The organism is Arthrobacter sp. (genome assembly GCF_030540645.1).
Lineage (GTDB): Bacteria > Actinomycetota > Actinomycetes > Actinomycetales > Micrococcaceae > Specibacter.
Genome location: NZ_JAUNVV010000055.1, coordinates 3,111 through 24,295, shown reverse-complemented (window position 1 = coordinate 24,295; position 21,185 = coordinate 3,111). Strand labels below are relative to the sequence as shown.

General features: G+C 62.3%; 18 protein-coding genes and 1 riboswitch. Of the genes, 12 read left to right on the top strand and 6 right to left on the bottom strand.

Annotation, left to right across the window (positions count from 1 at the left end):
- On the bottom strand, positions 1 to 2,882 hold a 2,882-nt coding region (locus tag Q4P21_RS11045; protein ID WP_303388820.1), incomplete at its 3' end, for a family 16 glycosylhydrolase.
- A gap of 225 nt (positions 2,883 to 3,107) precedes the next feature.
- Positions 3,108 to 3,839, bottom strand: a complete 732-nt coding sequence (locus Q4P21_RS11040) for a FadR/GntR family transcriptional regulator (protein ID WP_303388819.1) — start codon at positions 3,837 to 3,839, stop codon at positions 3,108 to 3,110.
- 300 nt (positions 3,840 to 4,139) lie between these two features.
- Between Q4P21_RS11040 and Q4P21_RS11035 the strand changes: the two genes are divergently transcribed.
- The 11 genes from Q4P21_RS11035 (at position 4,140) to Q4P21_RS10985 (ending at position 16,173) form a co-directional block, all read left to right on the top strand.
- Positions 4,140 to 5,765: an ABC transporter substrate-binding protein gene (locus Q4P21_RS11035; protein ID WP_303388818.1), complete on the top strand. Its 1,626-nt coding sequence runs from the start codon at positions 4,140 to 4,142 to the stop codon at positions 5,763 to 5,765.
- Between the two features lie 135 nt (positions 5,766 to 5,900).
- Positions 5,901 to 6,857 carry an ABC transporter permease gene (locus tag Q4P21_RS11030; protein ID WP_303388817.1) on the top strand — a complete coding sequence of 319 codons (957 nt, stop codon included), beginning with the start codon at positions 5,901 to 5,903 and terminating at the stop codon, positions 6,855 to 6,857.
- A gap of 3 nt (positions 6,858 to 6,860) precedes the next feature.
- Positions 6,861 to 8,900: a dipeptide/oligopeptide/nickel ABC transporter permease/ATP-binding protein gene (locus Q4P21_RS11025; protein WP_303388816.1), complete on the top strand. Its 2,040-nt coding sequence runs from the start codon at positions 6,861 to 6,863 to the stop codon at positions 8,898 to 8,900.
- A complete protein-coding gene (locus tag Q4P21_RS11020) occupies positions 8,897 to 9,724 on the top strand; it encodes an ATP-binding cassette domain-containing protein (RefSeq protein WP_303388815.1) in 828 nt (275 codons plus the stop codon). The genes Q4P21_RS11025 and Q4P21_RS11020 overlap by 4 nt, the downstream gene beginning before the upstream one ends.
- A 72-nt stretch (positions 9,725 to 9,796) precedes the next feature.
- Entirely contained in the window at positions 9,797 to 10,726 is a 930-nt protein-coding gene (locus Q4P21_RS11015) for a dihydrodipicolinate synthase family protein (protein WP_303388814.1), read from the top strand.
- Positions 10,727 to 10,862: 136 nt separating this feature from the next.
- A complete protein-coding gene (locus Q4P21_RS11010) occupies positions 10,863 to 11,795 on the top strand; it encodes an ROK family protein (protein WP_303388813.1) in 933 nt (310 codons plus the stop codon).
- Between the two features lie 27 nt (positions 11,796 to 11,822).
- Positions 11,823 to 12,509, top strand: a complete 687-nt coding sequence (locus tag Q4P21_RS11005) for an N-acetylmannosamine-6-phosphate 2-epimerase (RefSeq protein WP_303388812.1) — start codon at positions 11,823 to 11,825, stop codon at positions 12,507 to 12,509.
- Between the two features lie 100 nt (positions 12,510 to 12,609).
- Positions 12,610 to 12,852: a DUF2630 family protein gene (locus Q4P21_RS11000; RefSeq protein ID WP_303388811.1), complete on the top strand. Its 243-nt coding sequence runs from the start codon at positions 12,610 to 12,612 to the stop codon at positions 12,850 to 12,852.
- Positions 12,853 to 12,872: 20 nt separating this feature from the next.
- Positions 12,873 to 13,241: a hypothetical protein gene (locus tag Q4P21_RS10995; RefSeq protein WP_303388810.1), complete on the top strand. Its 369-nt coding sequence runs from the start codon at positions 12,873 to 12,875 to the stop codon at positions 13,239 to 13,241.
- Between the two features lie 128 nt (positions 13,242 to 13,369).
- Complete coding sequence (locus Q4P21_RS10990; protein ID WP_303388809.1) at positions 13,370 to 14,140, top strand: ABC transporter ATP-binding protein; 771 nt, start codon at positions 13,370 to 13,372, stop codon at positions 14,138 to 14,140.
- On the top strand, positions 14,137 to 16,173 hold the full coding sequence (locus tag Q4P21_RS10985; RefSeq protein ID WP_303388808.1) for a YhgE/Pip family protein: 2,037 nt from the start codon (positions 14,137 to 14,139) through the stop codon (positions 16,171 to 16,173). The genes Q4P21_RS10990 and Q4P21_RS10985 overlap by 4 nt, the downstream gene beginning before the upstream one ends.
- Positions 16,174 to 16,200: 27 nt before the next feature.
- Here Q4P21_RS10985 and Q4P21_RS10980 read toward each other — a convergent pair whose 3' ends face one another.
- The 4 genes from Q4P21_RS10980 to Q4P21_RS10965 form a co-directional block, all read right to left on the bottom strand.
- Positions 16,201 to 16,722 (bottom strand): histidine phosphatase family protein, encoded by a 522-nt coding sequence (locus Q4P21_RS10980; protein WP_303388807.1) that lies wholly within the window; start codon positions 16,720 to 16,722, stop codon positions 16,201 to 16,203.
- Positions 16,723 to 16,807: 85 nt separating this feature from the next.
- Complete coding sequence (locus Q4P21_RS10975) at positions 16,808 to 17,650, bottom strand: winged helix-turn-helix domain-containing protein (protein WP_303388806.1); 843 nt, start codon at positions 17,648 to 17,650, stop codon at positions 16,808 to 16,810.
- 580 nt (positions 17,651 to 18,230) lie between these two features.
- Entirely contained in the window at positions 18,231 to 19,496 is a 1,266-nt protein-coding gene (locus Q4P21_RS10970; protein WP_303388821.1) for an MFS transporter, read from the bottom strand.
- 9 nt (positions 19,497 to 19,505) lie between these two features.
- Positions 19,506 to 20,039 (bottom strand): MarR family winged helix-turn-helix transcriptional regulator, encoded by a 534-nt coding sequence (locus Q4P21_RS10965; protein ID WP_303388805.1) that lies wholly within the window; start codon positions 20,037 to 20,039, stop codon positions 19,506 to 19,508.
- A 165-nt stretch (positions 20,040 to 20,204) separates the two neighbouring features.
- A riboswitch (cyclic di-AMP (ydaO/yuaA leader) is annotated at positions 20,205 to 20,390 on the top strand.
- 4 nt (positions 20,391 to 20,394) lie between these two features.
- Here Q4P21_RS10965 and Q4P21_RS10960 point away from each other — a divergent pair.
- Entirely contained in the window at positions 20,395 to 21,150 is a 756-nt protein-coding gene (locus Q4P21_RS10960; RefSeq protein WP_303388804.1) for a hypothetical protein, read from the top strand.
- The last annotated feature ends 35 nt before the right edge of the window (positions 21,151 to 21,185 follow it).

Here is a 21,185-nt window from a genome sequence, read left to right as displayed (position 1 = left end):
TTCGCAGTCGCCGACTCAGTGGGTTCCGGCTGCGCACTGTAGCTCCATGACGATACTGCGTCTGCTGCCACGGCGTAGCCTTCCAATGCGCTGGCGGTGACCTTGATGGCGTCCGGCAGCTGATGGGTTCCGGCGGGGATGGCCGCGTCCCCCACCATGTACTCGATGCCCTGTGTCGCGGGCACGGTATAGGTCCCTGCCGCCTCGTCAAAGGTGACGGCTGCAGGAGCCACGGCAATGTCGCTGTAGTCCGTGCTGCCACTGTTCAGCACGGCCACTGCGTCGACGCCTGCCGGCTTGGCCAGGGCGCGTGCGGCCGGGTCACCCACCACGGTGGCAGTCAGCACGTGCTTGCCGCGCTTGACGGTGGGACTTGTCCACACCGTGGCAAATGCATCCGCAGCAGCGCTGTGATCGACGACTTCGGCCACTCCCCCATCAATCGAGTAGGCCACCGAGCCTTGGCCGGGACCCACCGGCGCGGTCACGGCAACGCCGTCGCCGTCAAAGCGCATGGTCCAGGAAGACCCCGGCGTGGTGGAGGTGTGCACCGAGCCGCCCAGGGCTCCAGCCACGTTGGCCGCACCCCACTCCGGCGGGTACACAAACGATGACTGGTAGTCGCCGGTCGTTTTGTCATCAATGGTCATGGACTGCTTTTTCCACACGCGCACGTAGTCGAACTTGGACGGTTCGGCATTGTCGTAGGCATTGGGGTAGGCGCCGGGGTTGTTCACGTACGGCGCCCGCAGGCCAACGGAGAGAATCATGATCTGCTCGGCCGGGTCGTAGACGGGGTCGTTGGTTTCGCGCTTGAGCTCGCCGTCAACGTACCAACGCTGGATTCCCGGCCCCCATTCGAAGCCGTACTTGTGCATGCTTTCGGCCGGGTTCCACGGGGCCATGAAGCTGGATCCTCCGTCGGACTGGTGGTTGGGCCCCAGTGCCTTGGACGGCCAGCGGTGCTTGGCGAAGTCGACTGAACCTGGCTGGTTGGGGTTCTGGCCCAGTTCCACCATGTCCAGCTCGGTGGAGTAGTCGCCTTCACGGCCATCAAGCCAGAACGCCAGGCAGGTTCCCGGGAACGGGGTTCCGGACTGTGCCCGGACCTCGAAATAGCCGAACTTGACCGGCTCCTGCAGCTGCACCCCGCCCGACTTGTTGTAGGTGGTGGCCACGTCTTCGAATCCGGGGTTGGCCAGTTTGTTCGCGGCTGGATTCGCATCGGTGGTAAAGGATGCGTCGTCGAACATTGCCACATCCAGGAAGTCGGCCCCGCTTGACTGAAGCCCGACGGCGCAATTGGCCCCGTCAGCCACTGTCACTGCGAGCGTGTACTGCTTCCAGGCGCCGTTGTTGCGCGGGATATCGGTTGACTGCGGGGCGGATGTGCCGTCGCATCCCACTGCAACAAGGCTTACAGCTCCCTTGGCTCCAGTGGTCTTGGCCCAGGCCGAGAACGTGTAGGGTCCTGCAGCCAGTCCGGAGAAGCTCTGCTGGGTGCGGGTTCCATACTGGTTGTAGTAGGTGTGGCGCAGGCCCGTCCCGCCCGTGTGGGCTGCGTAGGAGGTGACGGTGTCGGCGTTGTTGTTCTGCAGGTTCACGTCGATGCTTGTGGTCTGCCATTTGGACGGGGTGATGTTGAATTCCGTGGTGGGGTCGTAGGACTGCGTCAGTTCAAGGTTTCCGTCCCTGACCACTGCCGCGTCGTCTTCCCAGCGCCATTCTGCCCGCCAACCCCACTGGTCGGTGAAACGGGTGAACCCCCTGTCCAGGTCGCTGCCGCTGAACTCCGAGGAGTAGTCGTTGATCAGCGTCCACTTGCCACCGTTCGCCGGGTCCGACATGGGCATTGCCGACGTCGGGTCGTCCGCGTAGGGGTCTTCCGTGTCCCCGCCGCCGTTCCCCGGGCCGGTGGTCTCGCCACCGTCGGATCCGTCGGTTTTCAGGATGATGGCATCGATGTCGGGAGCCGGGCCGTCCGCATTCCAGACGGTAATGGTGTTGATGCCTGCGTGCAGGTAGCACGAGAATTCCTTGCGCATGGGCGTAGTGGTGTTCGCCCCCACGGCCAGGTCCAGCAGGACTTTCGCGCTGCCTTCGCACTGGATATTGACGTTGCGCTTGCCTGAGTCGGGGGAAAGGTATTGAAGGTCAAAGACCTTGTCGCCGGCAGTTTCCATCCCGACCTTGATGCCAATTTGGCCATTGTTGCCGCCCACATAGCCAACGCTTTTGCCGCCGGATGCGCCGGGGCGGTCCTGTACCACGGCCTTGCCAATGAAGTCGTTCCCCGGATCTTCGGCTTCAAAAAGGGTTTGCGCCGCGGTTCTCACGGCGACGGCGTCGATGTCCGGAGCCGGGCCTCCTGCGTTGAAGAATGTGATGGTGTTTTCTCCGGCCACCAAATTGTCGCAGCTGAAGGTGTAGCGGGCGGGCGTGGACCAGCCCGGGCTCGGGGCGAGGTCCTGCAGTGCTGCCGCCGCGTCGTTGCATTGAATGGAAACGTCGCGGTCTTCACCGGAGACGTACTGCAATTGCAGGGCCGTCCTGGCGGGGTCAACCACCTGGATTTTGACGCCGATCTTGCCGTTCCCGCCACCCACATAGCCCACGGTTTTGTTCTCCGAGGCCCCGGGACGGTCTTGGACGACCGCCTTCCCGGTAAACACATTCCCGGCTGCCTCAGCTTCAAACAAGGTCTCCGTTGCTGCCTGCGCCGGGCTGTCTGCCAGCGGGACCAGGAAGGTACCCATCAGCACCAGGCCGGCAAGGGCACCCAACCCCGCCCTGCGGGACCGTGCGCGAGCCTGCTGAGCCGCTGCCGGGGTTGTTATCAGGGCCGCCGCGCAGAGCTGCACGGGAGGATCGCCATCAAGCATGCATCCACCTTCGTCGTCGTTCAGAATCAATGATTTGAACACCACGCAACGATTTGCAACATGATGTTACCTAAGTAAATGTGATGGATAACATCATGTCAATCATTATTTTTTATGCGACATACTAAGTCGGAAAGGTCTGCCGGGCTTAACCGGCCGGGCTTAAAAGGGAGCGACGCACGGAACCTTGCGTTCCGTGCGTCGCTGAAAGTCGAGTCCGGGACTTTAGTCAGACTCCACGAAGGCCTTGATCTTGGCGCGGATTCCGTCGAAGTGGCAGTTGAGCAGCCGCGCCGCCGTTGCAGCATCCTGATCGGCCACGGCATCGTAAATTCTCCGGTGCGCAGCCGCTGTGTCCACCAGGTGCATCCCGTCGGTGCCGATCTCCACGTGGATCTTGCGATATACCTTCCAAAAAACACTCATGAGGTTCATCAGCAGGTCATTTTCAAGGGGTTCAAAAAGCAGGCGGTGAAACTCCGCGTCCGCTTCCGCGAACTGTTCCCCACGGGCCGCCAGATCTTCCATCTTCACCACGGCCGCCTCGATAAGCACCAAGTGCTCTTGCGAGACGACGGGGATGCTGGCGCTGATCAGCCCGGCTTCAAGGGCTTGCCGGATGTCCACCAGCTGCAACGCCTCCAGGCCCTCGTGGCGTAATGAAAGGCGACCCCGAAACGTCAGTCCATCAGCGAGTGCGTCAAAGCTGCTGGGGGCCACAAACATGCCAAAACCGTGACGAATCTCAATGACACCCAAGGCTTGGAGAACTTTCAACGACTCACGCAGGGTGTTCCGCCCAACACCCAAGACTTCGCACAGTTCACCCTCGGTGGGCATGGGGTCCCCCGCATCCAGGTCCCGCTCCAAAATCAGTTCCATGATGTCAGCCTGGAGAGCACGCAGACGTGCCTGGGCGCTGAAGCGCGCCTTCGGTACTACCGACGAAATGGACAATGAGACTCCTCAGAAATGTGCGTCGTGCGGCGCGTCTTTTCACTCGCTCAAACTTCTCCGCCACCCGCGCGCAGGAGGTGACTTCAATCATAGAATATCGGATGTCCGACCACATGCCTAGGCGGAGGAACGCAGCCACTTCTGGAGTAAACCGACCCGGCAGAGCGATCCAGTGTGGACTCGAGCCAGAACGAGACCAAATCTCCACTTGACCAAGTCTGTGATCGCTATTACAGTTTCAGCATAAGCATCGGACGTCCTACCTCCGATTACTATTACACGAAATGGTGATTCTACAGAATGAGCAATACTCTTCAGAACCTGCCTGCGACCCCCGCATCGCGACGGACATTCCTCAAGGCCGCTGGCGTCCTTGGTGCCGCAACAGCTTTCACCGCCACCCTCGCTGCCTGTGGATCTTCCACGGACACGGGTACTCAAAGCACCCAGAACAGTGCAGAAGTGAACAAGGATCTCAGCATCGAAGCTGGCATCTCCTACTCACTGTCCACTGGTTTTGACCCGATGAGCTCATCAGGGGCCACCCCGCTGGCCGCCAACCTGCACATCTTCGAAGGCCTTGTGGAGCTCGACGCAGCCACCCGCGTTCCTTACAACGCACTGGCGGCAGAAGACCCCAAGATGGTCGACGACAAGACATACCAGGTCACGATCCGCGACGGCGCCACCTTCCATGACGGCACCCCCGTCACCACCGAAGATGTTGCCTACTCGTTCGAGCGTGTACTGGATCCGGCCAACAAGGCCCTGTTCGCACAGTTCATCTTCTTCATCGATTCCGTCAAGGCACTCGATGAGAAGACCGTTGAATTCAAGCTGAACACCGCTTTCAACGGCTTCGGCCCGCGCATCTCCGTCGTCAAGGTTGTCCCCAAGGCGTTGGCCTCTGCAGACCAGAAGGCATTCGACGCCAAGCCCGTCGGCACCGGCCCGTACAAGTTCGTTTCCGCAGCCAAGGACGACAAGATCGTCTTCGAGCGCTTTGACGCCTACAACGGCACGAAGCCGGCACTGGCCAAGGGCATGACCTGGTTCCTGCTCTCAGACGCCTCGGCCCGCGTCACCGCCATGCAGTCCGGCCGTGTCCAGGCCATTGAAGACGTCCCCTACCTGGACGTTGACGCGCTCAAGAACAAGGTTGACGTCGAGTCAGTACAGTCCTTCGGCCTGCTGTTCCTCATGTTCAACCTCACCCGCGCACCCTTCGATAAGAAGGAAGTCCGCCAGGCTCTTCACTACGCCATGGACAAGGACGCCATCATCAAAACGGCGTTGCTGGGCAACGCCACAGCGGCAACGTCATTCTTCCAGGAAGGAAGCCCGAACTACCAGAAGGCTTCCACCGTCTATGGCTTCGACGCCGACAAGGCCAAGTCCCTGCTGAGCGCAGCAGGGGTAACCGGCTTGAAGTTGACACTGACTTCCACCGACACCGCATGGGTCAAGGACGTCATCCCGCTGATCAAGAAGAACTGGGATGCCATTGGCGTTGAGACCACGCTGGAGCCGCTGGCTTCCGCTGCCGTCTACGCACCGGACAAGGTTGGCGGCCTGAACTACGACGTCGTCGCCGCCCCGGGCGATCCGTCAGTGTTCGGCAGCGACGCAGACATCCTGCTGAGCTGGTGGTTCCGCGGCGACACCTGGGCCAAGAACCGCTTCGCCTGGAACGAATCCGCAGAGTACAAGGAAGTCCAGACCAAGCTCAACGCAGCACTGGCAGCTTCCGAGGCCGATGCCAAGAAGCTCTACGGCGAAATCATCAACATCATCGCCGAGGAAGTACCGCTGTACCCGATCTTCCACCGCAAGCTGCCCACGGCTTGGGATGCAAAGAAGCTCTCGGGCTTCAAGCCGCTGCCCACCACGGGTCTCTCCTTCGTTGGAGTTGGCCGAACCTCCTAGGTTCGTCCGTTTGATCACAGGCGAAAGGGGCTGTGGCCCATTGGGTCACAGCCCCTTTCGACTAAAACCACCTTTCCTATGACGCAGCACACAGCTCCCCTCTGAGGTGTTGCGAATAGAACCGGAGTAAGTACATTGGCAAACTTTTTGCGACTGCTGGGACGCAGGCTCGCAGCACTTCCGTTGATGATCCTGGGTGTCACCCTGCTCGTCTTCGTGGTGCTGCAGTTCGCTCCCGGCGACCGTGCCGTTGCAGCGTTGGGCGAAGGCGCCTCCCAGGAGGCCCTGGCGCAATACCGTGAGGTCAACGGATTCAACGATCCGCTATTCATTCAATACTTCCGTTACCTGGGCAAGCTGTTCACAGGTGACTTTGGCACCACCCTCCCGCCGGCAAAACCCATCACCGAGGTCATTGCCAGCGCATTCCCAGTGACGTTGCAGCTGACTTTCCTGGGTGTGTTGATTGCGGTCGTCATCTCCTTGGTCTTCGGCGTTCTCGCGGCACTGTACCGCGACACCTGGGTTGACCAGGTCATCCGCGTCTTCTCGGTCGCAGCCATCGCCACCCCGTCCTTTTGGTTGGGCATCCTGCTCATCCAGTGGTTTGCTCTCGGCGAGAATTCCTGGTTCCCCTCCGGCGGGCTCGCCGACCCCTCCGCAGGCTTCATGGGCTGGCTCAGTTCGATGACGCTTCCGGCACTGGCACTGGCCATTCCCGTTTCCGCCTCGCTGATCCGCGTTGTCCGCACCTCCATGGTCGAGGAGCTGGACCGCGACTACGTCCGCACCGCCATCGGCAACGGCGTCCCCTACACCACGGTCATTTCCCGCAACGTGCTCCGCAACGCCCTTGTCACCCCGGTGACGGTACTGGGACTGCGCATCGGCTACCTGCTGGGCGGCGCCGTCGTGATTGAAATGATCTTCTCGCTGCCCGGCATGGGCCAGCAGATCCTCAACGGCATCACCAACGTAGACACCAACCTGGTCCAGGGCGTCGTGCTCGTCATCGCTGTGACGTTTGTGCTCGTGAACATCCTGGTGGACCTTCTGTACTTGCTCATCAACCCACGAATCAGGACGGTCTAAGTCATGCGCAGCAAACTTGCCGAACGACTCAGCGCACCGGGCCTGCGCTTCAAGGCCCTGACGCTGGGTTCAAAACTGGCTCTGCTTTTCCTGCTTGTCATCATCATCATTGCCGTTCTGGCGCCCTGGCTTGCCCCGTACGACCCACTGGACACCGGCGATCCGGCCCAGGCTCCCAGCGCGGCGCACTGGTTCGGTACCGACCGCATTGGCCGCGACGTCCTGTCCCGCCTGATGTACGGTGCCCAGGCATCACTGATGATCGGCCTCGGATCGGTGGCCCTGGCCATCCTGGTCGGCGCAACGCTTGGCGCCCTCGCCGCAACATCCTCCAAGTCCGTCAATGAGATCATCATGCGTCTCATGGACATCTTGATGGCGTTCCCCGGCATCGCCCTGGCCGCCGTACTGCTGACCGCTTTCGGCAACTCGGTCCCCACGATCATCGTCGCGATAGCCATCATCTACACCCCGCAGCTTGCCCGTGTGGTGCGTGCCAACGTCCTGTCGCAGTACGGTGAGGATTACGTCCGCGCCGAACGCGTGATCGGTGCGGGCCGTGCCTACATCATGGTCAAGCACATTGTGCGCAATACCGCGGCTCCCGTCCTCGTGTTCGCGACGGTCATGGTGGCCGACGCCATCATCCTGGAAGCCTCCCTTTCCTTCCTCGGTGCCGGTATTCAGGATCCCGATCCCAGCTGGGGCAACGTCATCTCCTACGGACGCAACCTGGTTCTGTCCGGCGGCTGGTGGGCAACCACCTTCGCAGGCCTCGTCATCCTGCTGACCGTGCTGGCCTTGAACATCCTGGCTGAGGGCCTCACGGACGCGATGGTCAACCCGCGCATCAAGAAGGCCGCCCCGGTCAAGGACGACGACGGTTCGGCAGCTGCCGCTGTGGCGCTCGCCAAGGCCGATGCCGCAGCACGCGCAGTCATTGAAGATCCCTTCGCGGCACTGGATGTGGAACTTCTCCGGCTTCAGGAAGTGGAGCGATCACGCAAGGACCGCCTGCCCCAGGTGGGCGCCGAGGCACGCGTGATCTTGGAGGTCAAGGACCTCTCCATCCGCTTCCCCGGACGCTACGACCAGACCGCCATTGTGGACAAGGTCTCCTTCACCGTCCGTGAAGGAGAAACCATGGGTCTGGTGGGCGAGTCCGGTTGCGGCAAGTCCATCACGTCGCTGGCGGTCATGGGCCTGCTGCCCAAGACTGCCGAAGTCACCGGTTCCATCAAGTTCGACGGCAAGGAACTGTTGGATGCCTCCATCAAGCACAGCTCCGTGAAGGCCTACGAAGGCCTGCGCGGCGAGCAGATCGCCATGGTCTACCAGGATGCGCTGAGCTCGCTCAACCCTTCCATGCTGATCAAGGACCAGATGCTGCAGCTGACCCGCCGCAACGGACGCAAGTCACCGACGGAACTGCTGGAACTGGTGCAGTTGGACCCCATCCGCACCCTCAAGAGCTACCCGCACGAGCTTTCCGGCGGCCAGCGCCAGCGCGTGCTGATCGCCATGGCTCTGTCACGTTCACCGAAGATCGTGGTTGCCGATGAGCCCACCACCGCACTGGATGTCACCGTCCAGAAACAGGTTGTGGACTTGCTGAACGAGTTGCGTGAGCAGCTTGGCTTCGCCATGGTCTTCGTCAGCCACGACCTTGCCTTGGTCGCCTCCCTGGCACACAAGATCACCGTCATGTACGCCGGGCAAGTGGTGGAGTCCGCGCAGGCTTCGGAACTGTTGGCGAACCCCACCCACGAATACACCCGTGGCCTGCTGGGCGCCGTGCTCTCCATCGAGTCCGACGCCGCCCGGCTGCACCAGATCCCCGGAACGGTCCCCTCACCCCGTGATTTCGCCGCCGGTGACAGGTTTGCCGGACGCTCCCAGCGTCCGGACGCTGACCCCAACCAGAAACTGGCGTTCGTCCCGGTCTCCAGCAAGGGTGCGGCGGGCGAGCACTTCTGGGCCAGCCACAAGCACGAAGATGCCCAGCTGGCTTCAGCCGGGGCAGAAACGGAAGGTGCCTCATGAGCAAGCAGAGCGTCAATGCAGCCGCACAAGCCGCGACCCCCGTCATTGAACTCAAGGACCTGCACGTCCACCACCGGACCCGTTCCGGCGGACTGTTCAAACCAAGCTACGTCAAAGCCGTCAATGGCGTGAACTTCTCCATCAGCCGCGGGGAAACCGTGGGCATCGTGGGTGAATCCGGTTGTGGCAAGTCCACGCTGGCCTCAGTGCTTGTTGGATTGCAGACCCCCACCTCGGGCCAAGTGTTGTTCCATGGCAAGCCGGCCATCAAGCGCAGCGCAGCCATGCGCAAGGAGTTCGGCCGGTCCGTCTCAGTGGTCTTCCAAGACCCCTCTACGGCACTGAACCCGCGCATGACCATCCAGGACATCCTGGTTGACCCACTCGCCGTTCACGGCGTTGGCAATAAGGCATCCCGCCTGGCGAAGGTCGCTGAACTGCTCTCGCTGGTTGGCTTGCCCCAGTCGGCAGCCGAGGTCACGCCATCGCAAGTTTCCGGAGGACAGCGCCAGCGCGTAGCCATTGCGCGCGCACTGGCACTGGACCCGGACATCATCGTGGCCGACGAACCCACCTCCGCACTGGACGTTTCCGTCCGCGCCCAGGTGTTGAACCTGCTCTCAGACCTGAAGAAGGAACTGAACCTGGGCATGGTTTTCATCAGCCACGACATCCAGACCGTGCGGTACGTTTCAGACCGCATCGCCGTCATGTACTTTGGCCAGATTGTTGAAGAGGGCCCCGCGGCCCAGATCTTCGACAACCCGTCCAACGACTACACGAAGAAGCTCCTGGGCGCTGCGCCCTCCCTTCTTCACATCTGACCCCCACGCCCTCCCGGGCGCGTGGCCCTGCTATTTACCCGTTTATATCAATACAATTTTGGAGCAATTTCCGTGACTACAGTCGCATCGCGTTTCCAGGGCGTCATCCCCCCCGTCTGCACCCCCCGCACCGCCGACGGCGCCATCGACGTCCCCTCCTTGGAGAACCTGACCCGCCACCTGCTCGACGGCGGTGTGGCCGGCTTGTTCGTCAACGGCTCCTCCGGCGAGGTCACCCACATGACCAACACCGAGCGCGACACCGTGCTGACCACCATTTCCGGCGTCAACGCCGGACAGGTTCCGCTGCTCGTGGGTGCCGTTGAGCAGACCACCAACCGCGTGATCGAGGAAGCAGCCCGCGTGGTTGCCCTCGGTGCCGACGCGCTCGTGGCCACCAGCCAGTACTACGCCATCAGCAACGCCGAGGAGAACGGCCGCCACTTCCGCGCGATCGCCGCCTCCGTGGACGTCCCCGTCTTCGCCTACGACGTACCCGTGCGCACCCACTTCAAGCTGCCCACCGACCTGCTCGTCGAGCTGGGCCGCGAAGGCGTCATCGCCGGTGTCAAGGACTCCTCAGGTGACGACGTTGCCTTCCGCCAGCTGCTCATCGCCGCCCGCGACATCCCGAACTTTGACATCTTCACCGGCCACGAAGTGGTCGTTGACGGTGCCATGCTCGGCGGCGCCCAGGGCATCGTCCCCGGCCTCGGCAACGTTGACCCGGCAGCCTACCGCCGCCTGTACGACCTGTCCGTCGCAGGCGACTGGGCCGGCGCCGCAGCCGAGCAGGACCGCATCGCCGACGTCTTCAACATCGTCTACACCCCGAAGGCCGGCCGCGTATCCGGCAACGCCGCGGGCCTGGGCGCGTTCAAGACCGCGTTGATGCTCATGGGCATCATCAAGACCAACGTCATGAGCGCCCCCATGCTCTCCCTCGACGAGGACGAGACGGCAGCCATCAAGGTCATCCTCGAGCGCACCGGCCTGCTCTAGTCCCCAGCCGCTCCCGGCGCTCGGGCGCGTGGGCCCATCCACGCCCTCCCCAACCTCGTTCCTCGGCCATGAGCCCAGGAACGAGGTTGGGGAATGCTCGTTTTTGCTTCAACCTTAAATCTTGAAGGATCCTTTTATGCGGTACGTAGTCGGCGTTGATCTGGGCGGAACCAAAACCGCCGCCGGTGTTGTGGCGGAAGACGGCTCAGTGCTGTTCACGGATCAGATTCCCACGCTCAACCGCGACGGCGGCGAAGCCATCCTGGATGCCACAGCCGGCCTTGTTCGCTCACTCGTTGAGCGTGCCGCCGCACAAGGGACCGTTGTCGACGCGGTGGGCGTTGGCTCCGCCGGGGTCATCAACGCCACCGAAGGCACCGTCATTTCCGCCACCCACGCGATTCTTGGTTGGACTGGAACCCACATCACTGCCGGGCTCACGCAACGGCTGGGACTGCCATGCGCCGTCGTCAATGATGTCCACGCCCATGCTCTCGGCGAAGCCGCGCAGGGTGCCGGGGCGGGCAAGGACTCCGTCCTGATGACAGCCTTCGGCACGGGTGTGGGCGGCAGTTTTGTGCTCAACGGGCAACCCCTGCTCGGTCACCATTTCGTGGGCGGGCATGTAGGACATTTCGCCTCCCCCTACGCCGTGGAACGCGGCACCCCGCTGCCGTGTTCGTGCGGCCATGCCGGGCACGTCGAAGCCATTGCGTCAGGACCCGCCATCCACGCCGCCTACCTGCGCGCGGGTGGCAGCGCTGCTTTGGCGGACACAAAAGCCGTGTTTGCCTCCGCCCGGGCCGGTGATGACCTTGCACTTCAGGTCATCGCCAGGGCCGCTGCCGCCGCCGGACAGGCAGTGGGCGGGCTGATCAACATCCTCGATCCCGCCGTCGTGGTGGTTTCCGGTGGGCTGGCTGACGCAGGTGAGCTGTGGTGGGACGGAATGGAGTCCGCCCTGCGCGCCGAACTGCTCGCCCCGCTGGCGTCGGTGCCGGTGGTCAGGGCAACCCTTGGCAACACGGCCGCAGTTTTGGGCGCAGCCTCCCTGGTCCTCGCCCACTAAAAAAGTTCTCACTTCCTAGGAGTCACCATGACGTTGAAATTGACCAACCTTGACGAACTTGCCGGCCAGCTGGTGGTTTCCGCCCAGGCGTACCCGGGCGAACCGATGCGCGACCCGCGCACCATGGCCCAGGTGGCGGCGTCGGCCGTGACGGGCGGGGCCGCAGCCATCCGGGTGCAGGGCATTGCAGACATCCAGTTTGCGCGCGCCGCCGTGGAAGTTCCCGTCATCGGGCTCTGGAAGGACGGTCACGACGGCGTCTTCATCACCCCCACACTGCGCCACGCTCTGGCCTGCGCCAATGCGGGCGCCCAGATCGTCGCCATTGACGGAACGCGCCGGCCCCGTCCTGACGGGTTGACGCTGGCCGAGACCATTTCCGCCGTGCACGAGAACTCCAACTCCCTCGTCATGGCCGACTGCGGCTCCTTCGATGACGCCGTGGCCGCCGTCGATGCCGGTGCAGACCTTATTGGCACGACCTTGGCCGGCTACACGGACGAACGACCCAAGACCGACGGCCCTGACTTGGAACTCATTGCCGCCATCGCCGGCGCCAAGCTCGGCAAGCCGTTGATCGCCGAAGGCCGCATCCACTCCCCAGCCCAAGCCCGCGCGGCGCTGGATGCCGGCGCGTTCGCCGTCGTGGTCGGCACGGCCATCACGCACCCCACCACCATCACCAGCTGGTTCAAGGCCGCCCTGACCGACTGACGCGTTTGGGGCGCCGTCTCCCCTCGCCGTCGGGCCCAAATGGCACTAACGTGAAGATGGACGGTGCAACAGAGGCTGGACAACGGCAGGGAGATGCGCAATGGATGATTACCAGGTACACCACAAGATCGCAGAACTGGTGAAAATGGAGCAGGATCTGCGGGAATCCACCGCGGACCAGGCCAAGCTGCCAGAGCGTGCCGCGCAGCTGAAACAGCTCGAAATCCAGCTGGACCAGTGCTGGGACCTGCTGCGTCAGCGGCAGGCAAAAATCCGTGCCGGGGAAAGTCCCGACGACGCCCAGCTGCGGCCTGCCGGCGAAGTTGAAGGCTACAAGCAGTAGCCCTGTGAAAGAATGCTCGCATGACAGCTGACAATGACACGTCCAACGAATCGCGGAAGAGTTTGGTTTTTCATGGCTTCGGCAACACCGGCGAGCAGGTGGCCGGCGTTTTCCGCAGCGCCCTGAACGCTGCAGCAGCCCTGCCTGAAAGCCCCATTGAAATCGTCATTCAAGGAAAGGCGGTTGCGGCACTCGCCGTGGGCGGCGGACTCGCAGAGCCGGCAGACAACGTCCTGCAGGCAGGCATTGCTGTCCTCGCCTGTGAAAACAGCATGCGGTCCGCGGCACTGGAGCGAGAGAACCTGCTGCCAAGAGTCGGCACCGTCCCGTCAGCCGTGGTGCATCTCGCCGAGCGCCAGTGGGCGAACTGGGCCTACGTGCGTCTGTAACTGCAGCGGCACACAACGGCTTCTGCATGGACATGGCAGCCGTTGAGTGGAAGCGCACATTTCTTGCATGGCGCGGCTTCCACTGGTAATTTGAGGCAGTTCACCCCACCGCCGAAGGAGCAACCCCCATGCTCAGCACCAACCAGTTGCTCATCGACGGTAGGCGGCACACCCTGCTTCCAGCCACTACGGTGGAGGCACACCGGGGCGAGGTGCTTCTGGTCCAGGCCGACGGCCAGGATCGACGCACTGCACTCTCCCTTGCCTTGTCAGGGCGCATGAAGCCTTCCAACGGCACCGTGGTTCTGGGCCATGACGATTCCATGGCCTCCTTGCGCCGACGAAGTGCCGTTGTCGATGCCCCCGATGTCAATGCCCCGGAACACCACTTGACCGTCAGGTCCCTGGCGTCCGAAGACCTGGCACTTGTGCCAACGAAGTTCCGCGACCGCACCCGGCCCACCGAGTGGCTTGTCACCCATGGCTTCCGCGACATCCTGGAAAAATGGATCGAAGAGATCCCCCCGAACAGGCTCCTTCATCTCCAGCTTGAACTGGCGCTGGCCAACCCGGACGTCGACCTCCTCGTGATTGACTCACCCGACCGCCACACGGCCGACGTCGACGCCTGGCTTCCGCTGCTTGAGCAGGCCGCCGCGGGCCTACTGGGGCGCGGGCCCAACGTTCCTGCTGACTCTGCACTCCGGCAGCTGCTGGTGGTGGGTGTAGTGGGCTGCCTCCCCGACGGATGGGACGGCCGAACAGCCGTTGCCGGCAACGCCAACAGCGCAGAAGAAACCACCCCGCCAACCGAGCAGAAAAACACCACCGCTGAAACACCGGCCGCCGAAACCGACGAAGCCATGGCACCCACGGATACCCCGGAGGAAACCAAATGACAGTCTTCCGACTGGCGCTGTCAGAACTCAAGCGTATGACCGGCGGGATCCTGCCCAAGCTGACCATCGTGGCCATGGTGATGGTCCCCCTGCTGTACGGGGCCGTGTATCTCTACGCCAACTGGGATCCGTACGGCAACCTCGACCAGCTCAAGGCCGCCGTCGTGGTTCAGGACGCAGGAGCCGTCACGAAGGAGGGTGAGAAGCTGAATGTGGGCGAGAAAGTGGCCACCACCCTCATCGAGGACCACAAGTTTGATTGGCAGCTCGTGAAGACTCCAGAGGAGGCCAACAACGGGGTCAAATCCGGTGAATTTGCCTTTGCGCTGATCATTCCCAAGGACTTTTCAGCTAACCTCGCGTCTCCGGAGAACTTTGATTCGGCCACGCAGGCCATGATGAGCGTGACCACCAATGACGCCAACAACTACCTGTTGACCTCGATCGTGGACAAGGTTGCCACTCAGGTGCACGCGTCGGTGGCGCAGCAGGTGGGCGAGAAAACAGCCAATTCGCTGCTGACCGGCTACGGCACCATCCACGCCCAGCTCGTGAAGGCGGCCGACGGCGCGAAACAGCTCGCGGACGGCGCCGCGGCCCTGGATCAAGGGGTGGGGACGCTCCAGACGGGCACCAGCGAACTCGTCACGGGAGCCAATTCGCTGGCTGCCGGACAGCAACAGCTGGTCACCGGCGCTAAACAGCTCCAGTCCGGCGCGGCCGCCTTGGACAAGGGACTCGGCCAGCTGGAAAACCAGACGGCCACGCTGCCGGCAGACACCCGGACGCTCGCCGACGGGGCAGCGGCCGTCGCCGCCGGCAATGCTGAGCTGAACACGAAAGTTCAGAACGCCATCGGCACGGCCGGGAAATTGGACGACGCGGCAACGGGTGCCATCGAAGGCAGGCTGGACCAGCTCGTTGCCGACAAGGTTCTCACCTCCGCCCAGGCCGATCAGATCCGCACTTCGCTGAAGTCGGCCGCAAGCAGCCCCACCATCACGGATTTGAAGAAGCAGCTCGCCACCGACGCCGTCGACATTCAGAAACTCGCGGACGGCTCAGCTGCGGTTTCGGCCGGTGCAGACAAATTGGCCACTGCGACGCCGGCGCTGACCACAGCAATTTCGCAGGCCCACGCCGGGGCCGGGTCCTTGTACGACGGCGCGGCAACGCTGGCCGCCGGGCAGGAAACCGCTCTGGACGGCGCCACACAGTTGGCCACCGGGGCCGCAAAGCTGAACACCGGAGCCGGCGACTTGAAAGCAGGCTCAAGCAAGCTGTCCACAGGTGCCACGGAGCTGTCCACCCAGTTGAGTGAGGGTGCAGGGAACGTCCCAGACCCCAATGACAAGGACAAGCAAAACGCTGCAGGAGTCATTGCGGACCCCATTCGGGTGGATTCAGTTTCCCAAGCCCAGGCCGCCAACTACGGTGCCGGGCTGGCCCCCTTCTTCCTGGTGCTGGCATTGTGGATTGGCGCGTTCATGCTGGTTCAGGTCATGCGCCCGCTCACCGTACGCGCGTTGGCTTCCAATGCGCCGTCGTGGAAGATTGCCATTGGCGGCTGGTTGCCCTTTGCCGCCGTGGCCACGGCCCAAGCCCTGCTGCTGTATGCGGTGGTGAAGTTTGGTCTGGGCCTTGAACCGAGTCATCCATGGTTGACTTTGGGCTTGCTGCTGCTGGCATCGGTGGCCTTCACCGCGCTCATCCAGGGCATCGTGGCGCTGCTTGGGACGCCCGGGAAATTTGTGGTGCTGATCCTGCTGGTGCTCCAGCTGGTCTCCTCCGGCGGCACGTTCCCGTGGCAGACCACTCCGGAACCGCTGCACATCATGCACCAGGTGCTGCCCATGGGGCACGTGGTGGAAGGCATGCGCCACCTCATTTATGGTGCAGACCTTGCCCCGCTGGTTCCGATCGTACTGGGTCTGCTGGGCTACACTGTGCTGGGCTTTGTGCTGGCCTGGGCTGCCGTGGCCAAGAAGAAGACGTGGACGCTCAAGACGCTGATGCCGGAAATCGAGGCATAACGCCACCCCGCCTTGCGCGGCACGGTTCTAGCGCGGCACCACGAAGTTCGTCAGCTGGGCGTCCTGACCGTCAAGGGTTGCCCAGGACCCGCTGTGTTCAAAGACGGCAAATGCACTGGTGGGGAAGCCGGAGGCCAGGTCCATGTAGGCGTCCTGGTCCGAATCCCTTGAGGCCAGGCGCAGCGCCAACGACTGGATCCCGGGCATGTGACTGATGACCATGAGCGTTCCCACGGTCTCGGGGACGTGGTTCACCACCGCCAGCATCGAGGTGGCGCCGGCCGCGTAGAGCGCACTCTCCAGTTTGGGGGTGGGTGCCTTCTCGCCCAGCTGTTGGCACACCCACGTGCAGGTCTGCCGGGTGCGCAGCGCCGAGGAACACAGGATGAAGTCAGGCACCGTGTTGTTTTCCACGAGCCATTTGCCGGCCAGCGGCGCTTCGTTGTGCCCGCGCTGGGCCAGCGGCCTGTCGTGGTCCTCCACGCCCAGCGGGAAGGCCGCCTTGGCATGGCGCATCAAAATCAGCCGTTTAAAGTGGTGTTCGCTCATTCCCCCAGTTTAGTGGCGGGAGCGTTAAAGCAGTACGACGGCGGACCACCCACCAAAGTGGGCCATCCGCCGTCGTACGTGGGGATCAAATCGAGTATTCGGGAGCCGCCCAAACAACCACTTCGGGGTGCTCGTAGAAGCGGTAGCCTTCGCCGCGGACCGTGCGGACCGTGTTGGCCAGGCGTCCCAGCTTGGAGCGCAGGCGGCGGATGTGGACGTCGATGGTGCGCTCGTTGGGGACCTCGTCGGCGTTGCTCCACAAGCCTTCGAGGAGTTCGTCGCGGCCCACGGTGCGGGTGCCGTTTTCCACCAGGTAGTTGAGCAGTTCAAATTCCTTGAACGTCAGGTTCAGCGTGTCCCCGTCAAGGTGTACTTCACGTCGTGCCAGATCGATCAACACGCCGGAAGGGCGCTGCTCTGCTGCCGGAGTTCGGACTGCTTCCTGACGTTGCCGGGAGGCCACCGTGGGATCGCCGAACGTTGAGCGGACCACATCGAGGGGTGTGCCAATGGCGTCCGACGGCGCAATGGCGACGGCAGCGTAGCTCTGGGCTTGCGGTACAAGGGTTTGGGCGTAGGCGCGGATATCCTGGGCCAGTTTGGCCAGTGAGGTGCCAGCTGCTGCTGCGGTGTCTTCATCGACGCCGACGTAGAGCACAAAGCCACGGGCAACGTTGTCCGGGCTGACACCGCGCAGTTTGTCCACCCCGCCCGCGATGACAGGCGTAGGTGCGGTCATCGGGTTGCTGTCACTGCCGGGGTAGGAGCGCAAGCGTTCGGCGGCGGTTGAGGTATCCGGGCGAAGACTGGAATAGCCAGCGTGTTCGGCGTGGACGGAGCTGCCCAGGGGTCCGCTCCCCGTGTTGCGGGCAACGGCCTTGGCGGCGTTTCGTACTGAAATGTGGACGTATCCAGATGCTACTGACATTGAACTACCTAAGTGTATGGCCGTATTCAACGGCGCGAATGCTTCCATTGGTCCTGCTTGACAGAACTTTTGCTGCCCTTATTTATGGGCCGGCCCAGAGGCCAAGACTGGAGTGTTGCTACCAGGGTTGTGAGTTAGGCCTGCATTCGAAAACCACTCAGAGACCGTCTGGTCGATCTAGTCGATCCGAGACAGAGCGTTGCTGCTGCTGCAGAGTTCACTGAGTGGTTGTTCACGTAAGTCAGTTTGCTACGTAACAAAGCGAACTTGCAAGTAACAAAGGGGTAAAGTGTCCACTATGTGAGATTCTGCTATATTTTGTGATCAATCCGACATTGTTGAATTGCTCTCATTTTGAGCACAAATGACGCTTTGCGTCGAATGCAATCAATCAAAAGATCTATATTCCTGTTGAATATTTCCTGAAATAGGCAAATTCGATGAATAAGTTCAAAGTTAATTTGGGCGCGTCTATGATGACCTCGCAACTGTTTGACAGCACTCAGGAAAATCCCAGTTTTTCACGCTAGGTAAACAGCGGTTTACCAAGCGTGACCTGCAGGATGGGGCAGAGTCCGCGCTATGCCCCGGAGCGGTGCGTTGGCAGCACCTTCCAGGAAGGGCGCAAGCCCCGGAACTGGTCGCGCAGCCTGACGTTGTTGCGGCGATTCATGAGAAGCAGTGCGGCCAGGCCAGCCAGTATGGCAACCACAGCTCCCATACCCAAAGACCAGCGAGCGCCAAATTCGGTGGCGATCCAGCCCACCAGGGGCGCTCCGATGGGAGTGCCGCCCTGCAGGACCACCATATAGACAGCGAGCACCCGCCCGCGCATGGCCGCATCGGTGTTCAGCTGCACCGTCGTGTTGCACGCGTTCATAAAGGTTAGTGAGGCGACTCCCACGGGCACCAGCGCCAACGCGTACAGCGTATAGGTGGGCATGAAGGCTGCGATTGCGACTGTCACGCCGAACGCGAGCGCCCCACCGACGATGTACATCATGCGCATGTTCTTCCGCCGTGCCGCCATCAGCGCTGCAGCCAGCGTGCCGATGGCCATGACCGAGCCCAGCAGCCCATACTCCCCCGGCCCGAGATGGAACACTGTGGTGGCCATGAGTGCATTCGTGATCTGGAAGTTCATACCAAAGGTGCCCACAAGGAAGACCAGGACCATGATCATCATGAGATCCGGGCGCTGGCGGATATACACCAGCCCTTCGCGGATCTGGCCCTTGGACCGCGGCACCTTGACAGCGGGGAACAGTTCGCTGGTGCGCATCCGCCACAGCGAGAAGATCACGGCAGCAAAGCTGGCGGCATTGATAAGGAATGCCGGGCCGGTTCCCACCACGGCAATGACCAGGCCAGCCACGCCGGGGCCAGCCAGCCGGGCCAGGTTGAAGGAAGCACTGTTGAGGGCGACGGCATTGGGCACGTCTTCCTTGGAAACCACTTCGGAGACAAACGCCTGCCGGGAGGGTGCGTCAAAGGCACTGGCCACGCCCAACAGGAAAGCCAATGCATACACATGCCAGAGTTGTACAGTGCCCGTGACGACCAGAATGCCCAACAAAAGCGCACAAAACCCCATGGATGTTTGGGTGACAAGCAGCAGCTTGCGCTTGTTGACCCTGTCGCCCAACAGCCCTGCGAAGGGGCCGAGGAAGACAATCGGTAAAAATTGCAGACCGGTGGTGATGCCGGCTGCAGTACCTGAGTTGTGGGTCAAGACGGTAAGCACCAGCCAGTCCTGGGCCACACGCTGCATCCACGTGCCAATGTTGGACACCAGTGCACCGGTCACCCAGAGTCTGTAGTTGAACACCTTCAGTGCACGGAACATCGAATTCACTTAGGCACTCATCTCCTGCAGGATCAAAGCCGCCTCGTGGAGGGTGGCACGTTCTTGCGGGGTGAGGGCGGCAACCTGCCGGGCCAGCCACGCCGTCCGTTTGGAACGTGCACGCAACAAGGTGGTGGAGCCGGTCTCTGTAATGCTCACCAACACTTGGCGCTTGTCGTGTGGATTTTCACCCCGGCTGACCAGTTCCGCCGCTGCCAGTGCGTTGACGATTCGCGTCATGGACGGCGCCTGGATCTGCTCCCTGGCAGCGAGCTGTCCCACTGTTCGTGGACCGTCCAGGATGGCAGCCAACACTGAATATTGTCCGGGACTAATTTCCCTCGACGCAGCCTCGGCCCGCAGCCGCCGCGACGTGCGCATAACGGCAATCCGCAATTCAGCAGCCAACGGCCCAGCTCCAAGGGGCCTGCCCGCAGCGACAACCGTAGCGGCCGAGCTGGACCCGGGTTCCGGCGTCGTGCGTGCAAGGGAAGTGTCTGTCATCAAGGGGTCAGCCGCCTGGGAAGTCAAGTTTCGTGTCATCAGCTTTCCACTTTATATCCTTAGCATTGCTAAGTAAATGTCGATTCGCTCACGCTAATACAAGCCTCGTTACCATAATGTGACATTTGGTTTCATTTCCGTTACGCTGGCAAAAGTGCCTGCTGAACCACCAACGGTTCATGGCACAGATGGACGGTTCGCCGAGCTCTGCCGCCGCCCATTTCCCTCCATTCCCGTGGCAGAGACGGGGGACCCAATCTTTGTGGGCCTCCATTTGGACGCCCTTGGGGTTAAGCCAACGCAGTGCATGAGGCCATGGTTGCCCGTGCCGCGTAGCAGGATTCTCTAATCCATTCCCGACAGCTCACCTCGCAGGCGTAGAGAGGTTACATCCATGTCTGCATCACCCCAGCGCGGCCGTCGCCGTGCCGAAAACTCCGCCCGCCCGTCACTTTTTGCCTTCGCAGCAGCGGGCAAAGGGACCCGCGCGGCTGGCAAGTCCACGGTCAAAACCACGGCCAAGTACATGGCTGCCGTTGCCGTTGTCGGAGCGCTCGTTGCCGCCGGTGCCGTGACTCAATCAGTGGAGCACACCGCTAACGCACAGAGCGGCGCCAACTTGCTGGCGGCAGCGGGACACGCCTCGGCTCCCGCCGTATCAGCACCACTGAATGTGCCCATCACGTTCGCTGGAGCAGACATCGGCTCGTTGCCGTCCGCTGCCTCCACGTCCGCAGCTACGAAGGCTGCAGCCGCCAAGGCCCAGTCCTCGGACGTCACTCCCCTTCCCACAACGGCAGCAGCTCCCGCACCAGCCCCAGCCCCGGCACCGGTCGTTGTGGATGACCCCGCCGGCGCCCAGGCCTATGCCGCCGGAGAACTGGCTGCCCGAGGCTGGGGAGCTGACCAGATGAGCTGCCTCACGCAGCTCTGGAACCGTGAATCCGAATGGCTCACGTCCGCCGAAAACCCCGACGGCGGCGCCTACGGTATTGCCCAGTCCCTGCCTGCGGAGAAAATGGCAAGCGTCGGCAGCGACTGGAAGACCAACTACAAGACCCAGATCACCTGGGGATTGGGTTACATCCAGGAACGCTACGGCTCACCGTGCGCTGCCTGGGGCCACTCAAACGCCGTCAACTGGTACTAAATTTTCACACCGCTTTCGGCGATGACGGGGCCACC

Excerpts from the sequence above, each read along its gene's own strand:
- Q4P21_RS10990 (WP_303388809.1), top strand. The coding sequence starts at position 13,370 with ATGCTCAGCACCAACCAGTTGCTCATCGACGGTAGGCGGCACACCCTG.
- Q4P21_RS11020 (WP_303388815.1), top strand. The coding sequence starts at position 8,897 with ATGAGCAAGCAGAGCGTCAATGCAGCCGCACAAGCCGCGACCCCCGTC.
- Q4P21_RS10975 (WP_303388806.1), bottom strand. The coding sequence starts at position 17,650 with ATGTCAGTAGCATCTGGATACGTCCACATTTCAGTACGAAACGCCGCC.
- Q4P21_RS11005 (WP_303388812.1), top strand. The coding sequence starts at position 11,823 with ATGACGTTGAAATTGACCAACCTTGACGAACTTGCCGGCCAGCTGGTG.
- Q4P21_RS10985 (WP_303388808.1), top strand. The coding sequence starts at position 14,137 with ATGACAGTCTTCCGACTGGCGCTGTCAGAACTCAAGCGTATGACCGGC.
- Q4P21_RS10995 (WP_303388810.1), top strand. The coding sequence starts at position 12,873 with ATGACAGCTGACAATGACACGTCCAACGAATCGCGGAAGAGTTTGGTT.
- Q4P21_RS11000 (WP_303388811.1), top strand. The coding sequence starts at position 12,610 with ATGGATGATTACCAGGTACACCACAAGATCGCAGAACTGGTGAAAATG.
- Q4P21_RS10980 (WP_303388807.1), bottom strand. The coding sequence starts at position 16,722 with ATGAGCGAACACCACTTTAAACGGCTGATTTTGATGCGCCATGCCAAG.
- Q4P21_RS10970 (WP_303388821.1), bottom strand. The coding sequence starts at position 19,496 with ATGTTCCGTGCACTGAAGGTGTTCAACTACAGACTCTGGGTGACCGGT.
- Q4P21_RS11035 (WP_303388818.1), top strand. The coding sequence starts at position 4,140 with ATGAGCAATACTCTTCAGAACCTGCCTGCGACCCCCGCATCGCGACGG.
- Q4P21_RS10960 (WP_303388804.1), top strand. The coding sequence starts at position 20,395 with ATGTCTGCATCACCCCAGCGCGGCCGTCGCCGTGCCGAAAACTCCGCC.
- Q4P21_RS10965 (WP_303388805.1), bottom strand. The coding sequence starts at position 20,039 with ATGACACGAAACTTGACTTCCCAGGCGGCTGACCCCTTGATGACAGAC.
- Q4P21_RS11025 (WP_303388816.1), top strand. The coding sequence starts at position 6,861 with ATGCGCAGCAAACTTGCCGAACGACTCAGCGCACCGGGCCTGCGCTTC.
- Q4P21_RS11010 (WP_303388813.1), top strand. The coding sequence starts at position 10,863 with ATGCGGTACGTAGTCGGCGTTGATCTGGGCGGAACCAAAACCGCCGCC.